Annotated in this window: 7 protein-coding genes and 1 pseudogene; 3 read left to right on the top strand and 5 right to left on the bottom strand. The window is 64.0% G+C overall.

Going from position 1 to position 4,698, the window contains the following annotated elements:
- On the top strand, positions 1-589 hold a 589-nt coding region (locus AC1D2K_RS30135), incomplete at its 5' end, for a zinc-binding dehydrogenase (RefSeq protein ID WP_478093537.1).
- A gap of 106 nt (positions 590-695) precedes the next feature.
- Positions 696-1,355 (top strand): hypothetical protein, encoded by a 660-nt coding sequence (locus tag AC1D2K_RS30130; RefSeq protein WP_478093535.1) that lies wholly within the window; start codon positions 696-698, stop codon positions 1,353-1,355.
- A gap of 120 nt (positions 1,356-1,475) precedes the next feature.
- Here AC1D2K_RS30130 and AC1D2K_RS30125 read toward each other — a convergent pair whose 3' ends face one another.
- The 3 genes from AC1D2K_RS30125 to AC1D2K_RS30115 form a co-directional block, all read right to left on the bottom strand.
- Positions 1,476-1,604 carry a hypothetical protein gene (locus AC1D2K_RS30125; RefSeq protein ID WP_478093533.1) on the bottom strand — a complete coding sequence of 43 codons (129 nt, stop codon included), beginning with the start codon at positions 1,602-1,604 and terminating at the stop codon, positions 1,476-1,478.
- Positions 1,605-1,697: 93 nt separating this feature from the next.
- Positions 1,698-2,126: a DoxX family protein gene (locus AC1D2K_RS30120; protein WP_478093531.1), complete on the bottom strand. Its 429-nt coding sequence runs from the start codon at positions 2,124-2,126 to the stop codon at positions 1,698-1,700.
- 65 nt (positions 2,127-2,191) lie between these two features.
- Positions 2,192-3,049 carry a pirin family protein gene (locus AC1D2K_RS30115; RefSeq protein WP_478093530.1) on the bottom strand — a complete coding sequence of 286 codons (858 nt, stop codon included), beginning with the start codon at positions 3,047-3,049 and terminating at the stop codon, positions 2,192-2,194.
- Positions 3,050-3,149: 100 nt separating this feature from the next.
- On the opposite strand from AC1D2K_RS30115, the gene AC1D2K_RS30110 reads away from it, so the two are divergent.
- Positions 3,150-4,058: a LysR family transcriptional regulator gene (locus AC1D2K_RS30110; RefSeq protein ID WP_478093528.1), complete on the top strand. Its 909-nt coding sequence runs from the start codon at positions 3,150-3,152 to the stop codon at positions 4,056-4,058.
- A 64-nt stretch (positions 4,059-4,122) separates the two neighbouring features.
- Here the strand turns inward: AC1D2K_RS30110 and fdxA are convergent, their stop codons facing one another.
- Together fdxA and AC1D2K_RS30100 are read right to left on the bottom strand one after the other, a co-directional pair.
- Positions 4,123-4,461 (bottom strand): ferredoxin FdxA, encoded by a 339-nt coding sequence (gene fdxA / locus AC1D2K_RS30105; RefSeq protein WP_478093526.1) that lies wholly within the window; start codon positions 4,459-4,461, stop codon positions 4,123-4,125.
- Between the two features lie 9 nt (positions 4,462-4,470).
- A pseudogene (locus AC1D2K_RS30100) lies at positions 4,471-4,698 on the bottom strand (ferredoxin--NADP reductase); the annotation flags it as partial.

Raw genomic sequence — 4,698 nt, 5'->3', positions numbered from 1 at the left:
CCTCACGGCCTGGATGGGGCTTCGCGCGCTGTACCCACTGAAGGCCGGCGAAACGGTCCTGGTCCAGGGGGCATCGGGCGGCGTCGGGTCGCTGATCTCGCGTTGGGCGAGATCGTTGGGGGCGACCGTGATCGGCACGGCGGGATCGGCGGACAAGCTCGAAGAGATCCAGGGCGCCGTCGACCATGCGCTGCGATCCGACGACCGTGAACTGGCGTTGAAGGTGAGGGCGCTGGCACCGAATGGCGTCGATGTCGTCTACGAGTTCGTCGGCCGCGCCACCTTCGAAGCGTCGATGGCCGCAGTCCGGGACGGCGGGGCGATCCTGACGATCRGTGCCGCCTCCGGCCAGCCGTCGATCGACCAGGCGCTGCTTGCCGCGCGCCGTATTCGCGTCGCGGGCGGCGGCATGCCGCAGTTCGTCAAGGGATCTGTCGTGGCCACTGCCACCGGGGAACTCTTCGATGCCTATCGCAAGGGCGTCTTCGGCAAGATCGAAGTCGCGCGCTATCCCATCGCGGAGGCGGCTCGCGCGCACGAAGATATTGCCGCTCGTCGCCGTGCGGGCCTGCCCATTCTGGTCCCATGAACTGCCGTGTTCATCGGCGCGATGACCCGGCGTGCCGAAGTGGCGCATTCCATCGAAGTGCACAGACCGTCAGTCCCGCACTGGCCACCTGAACAGGAGAAATAGCATGCAATCTGGAGCTTCGAATCAAGCGGATCGACTGTTCAATACCGCGGATGCGCTGACGCTGATGCGCATTCCGAACAAGTTTGATGTCACCGAGTGGCCGAGGCAGGTCGAGGCCTTTCTCCAGGCCACCGAGAAGCCGCTGCACAAGGCCATACTGAAGAACTACCTCCGACATCTCCTGCTGGAGGTTGCCGGCTACTGGGACCAGATCATCGTGCCGGAACTGACGGTCGACGAGCCCATGTACCGCGTCGGAGACCGAAGGGAAATGCGGGTTCTTTCGGGAAAGGCGGCGGTCGAAGGTTTCTACCGGGAGACGTTCGAGGCCCGGCAGAACGTCATGGGCGCCCGGACGATGAACATGGGGGTCGAGGACTATGGCGTCACCACGGAGGCCGTCTGGACGCATGTGGTGCCCGGTGTCTGTCTGAAGGATCACGACATCGAGGCCGACCCCGAAGCCCACTACCTCATGAACCACCATCTGTTCCAGATCTTCACGTACACCAACGATCCCCAGCCGAAACTGATCTCGGAACGCATCTACGACGACCCGGAGAGCTACAGCTACGAGAAGCTCGATCCCGTGGACGTCGTGACGCCGGAGATGGCCCGGGAACAGCTGGCACCCTTCCTCGCGCGAGCGACCCTGGACTAGAGAGGCCGTCCCATGGCTTGCGTCTTTGATGTTCGACGACCGTGCCGAACGAGAAAACCGCGGTCGTGCCATCCTGCATGGTCTCCCCGTCCAGCGTGGTGGTCAGTCGCAGTTTTGGCACTACCGCAACAGCAGGCCGATGCCAAAGGCGATGCCAGCCATCGCGAGCGTTGCCATCAGGCACGGAAGAACGAAGAGTGCGGCTCCGAAGTCCTCGTGATGCCGCTCAATGAATTTCCACAGCTTCATTTCGATCTCCTCAGTTAAGTTGGTGCCAGGATCAGTTCGCCTCGAATGGAAGCCAGTCCGCCCCACGGCAGGGGCGAACCGGATGTTCTAGACCTACTGAGCGGTCAACGTGCGGTGTGGCGCTTTCTTCCGGTTGTCGATGCTGAATGCACCCGCACCGAATGCCAGCACCTGGATCAGTCCACCGGCCATCGCGAGGTTCTTGAGGAAGTGGAACAGTTGGTTCTGATCGCCGAGCGCGTGATGGAAGACGAGCGCGGAGATGATCGAGAACGCGGCAAGCCCTGCCGCGACCACGCGGGTGCGCCAGCCCACCAGCAGCAGCACGCCGCCACCCAGTTCGATGACGATGGCGGCCAGGTAGCTGAGCACCGGCACGGGCAGCCCGACAGAGGCAATGTATCCCTGGGTCGCCTCGGGCGCCGCGATCTTGCCGAGGCTGCTGATGATGAAGATCGCGGCCAGGAGGATTCGCCCGGCGAAAGGCAGGACGGAGTTCTTGCTGTCAGAAGTAGTGTTCATGATGGATTCCTTGAGGTTGGTGAAAAGAACGGTGGTTGAAGAAGCTGGAGGTCAGGCAAGGGCAATCAACGAATGCGTCCGTCGGCGCGAAGCTGCCGCCCGATTCGAGCGATCTCCGCCTCTCCCCGTTGAAGCGCCGCGGGCGAGGTGTGAACCGAGTAGTAGCCCAGCACCAGATCGTGCGGATGCTTCACGGCCGATCCGACGATGAAGTCGGTGTCGCCTTGGGCGGTGAACTCGATCGCGCTTTCGGACTCCTCGAACACCGCGAGCTCGCCCTCGAGTCGCTCGCCGGCCACAAGGAGCTCTCCGCGATGCACATGGGTCCAGGCGACGTCGTGCCCCGTGGGCGGCTGATAGTGCCAGCGCTCGCCCGAGGCCAGATGGACGTGGAGCAGGTTCATTCCGTCCGGCGCGGCCACGCGGCTGCTCGCGCCCGCATGTCGTCCCAGCACGAGCCTGGCGGGGCCTTGCTGCGGAACGGCCTCGGAGGGCAGGTATTGACTTTGCGCCACGCCGTTTTCCAGGCTTCGCGGCAGCGCCACCCAGACCTGATAGCCCTGGAAACGTTCGAGCCCGGCCGGACTGGCGTCGTGCCAGACGCCGTTGCCTGCCCGCATCCATTCGACGCTGCCCGCGGCCAGGACGCCTGAGGCCCCGGTCGTGTCTTCGTAGCGCAAGTCGCCGGAGAGCAGGACCGTGATCGTCGCGATCCCCGAATGCGGATGCATCGGAAACAGCGCATGGCCGGTGGGCTTGAAATCGAAGTAGTCCAGGAAGACGAACGGTTTGATCAGTTCGCCGATGTCCGAAGGACTGACGATTCGGGTGATGGGTCCATGCGCGCGGCCTCTTGTGCGCGCGACGATGCGGCGTGTCTGCGCAGGCGAGGCATGCACGGGTTCGCTGACTGCTTGTTCCATGAGATTTCCTTCCAGTGATGACATGGCCTGAAGGTTAGGAGCTGGACATCTCACTGGGAAGCCTATATCTTTCGATGCAACCCATCGACAGGAGCGATAGATGCTGGACGGCGTATCCATGGACCAACTGCGAACCTTCATCGCGGCGGCGGACGAAGGCAGCTTCTCGGCCGCAGGCCGCAGGCTGCGTCGGGCACAGTCGGTCGTCAGCCAGACTCTGGCCAATCTCGAGGCGCAGATCGACGTGCAGCTGTTCGATCGCTCGGCGCGCTATCCGCAACTCACCGAGCAAGGCACGGCGCTCCTTGCGGAGGCCCGTCTCGTCGTCAACAGCATGAACGGCTTCAAGGCGAAGGCGCGGACCATTGCCGAAGGGCTGGAGCCCGAGCTATCGGTCGTGGTGGACGTGATGTATCCGATGGAGTCCCTGACCGTGGCCGTCGGCCTCTTCCGCGCGGCATTTCCCCACACGCCGCTGCGCCTCTATGTGGAGGCGCTGGGCGCCGTCATCCAACCCGTGATGGAGGGCACTTGCCGGCTTGGCATCTTTGGATCGATGCCCCTTGTGCCGGATGCCGTGGAGTCCGAGAAGCTGCTCGACGTGCCGATGGTCACGGTGACGGGGAACGCCCACCCCCTGGCGCGCCGCAAGGGACTCATCCGGCTGCGCGAACTGGAGGAACACGTGCAGCTGGTCCTGACGGACCGGACGACCCTGACCGACGGCAAGACCTACGGCGTGTTCTCCCCCTTGACCTGGCGCCTGGCGGATCTTGGCGCGAAGYATGCGTTCCTGCGCGCAGGTTTCGGCTGGGGGCACATGCCGGCTGCGATGGTCCGAAGCGACCTCAATGCCGGTGCCCTGGTGCAGATCCAGATCGAGAACTTCCAGCCGCGACTGCCTCCCATCTCGATGTTCGCCGCCTACCGCAAGGATTCGCCGCCGGGGCCGGCCGGCCGCTGGTTCCTCGACCAGCTCAAGCAGACCGATTCGCCATCTCGAGCTTGAAAGCTCGGGGGATGGATGCCGTCGGCGTGAAGCCGGGCTTGCGTCATGCGGCCGCGTCGCGGCCTCAGGGTTCCAGCTCGGGAAGACTGACGGCGCTCAGCTTGTCTGTCCTGTCCTTCCAGGCGTCGGCATCCGGAAGCGGCGCGTGTCTTTTCACGATCGACGGCCACAGCGTCGCCAGCTTCGCGTTCAAGTCCGTGAAGTGCTGCATGGCGGGAGGAACATCCTCCTGCGCGTAGATGGCGTTGACCGGGCACTCGGGGATGCAAACGGCGCAGTCGATGCATTCGTCGGGATCGATGATCAGGAAATCCGGTCCTTCCCGAAAGCAGTCGACCGGACAGACGTCCACGCAGTCGGTGTACTTGCAGCGGACACAGCTGTCCGTGACGACATGGGTCATGGTCTTGCCCTACTTCTCGGCGAAGGCGCGTTCGACCACGAAGTCGCCCGGCGTCGACGTGTTGCCTTCCTTGAAGCCGCGCGCCTCGAGGATGTGCTTGAGGTCGACCAGCAGGCCCGGGCTGCCGCACAGCATCACGCGGTCTTCGGCGGCATTGAGCGGCGGCAGGCCGAGGTCGTCGGTGAGCTTGTTGCTCTCGATCAGCTCGGTGATGCGCCCCATGTYGCGGAACTCCTC

Source organism: Variovorax sp. P1_H12_2, from assembly GCF_056405335.1.
This window is presented reverse-complemented; position numbering and strand designations above follow the sequence as displayed.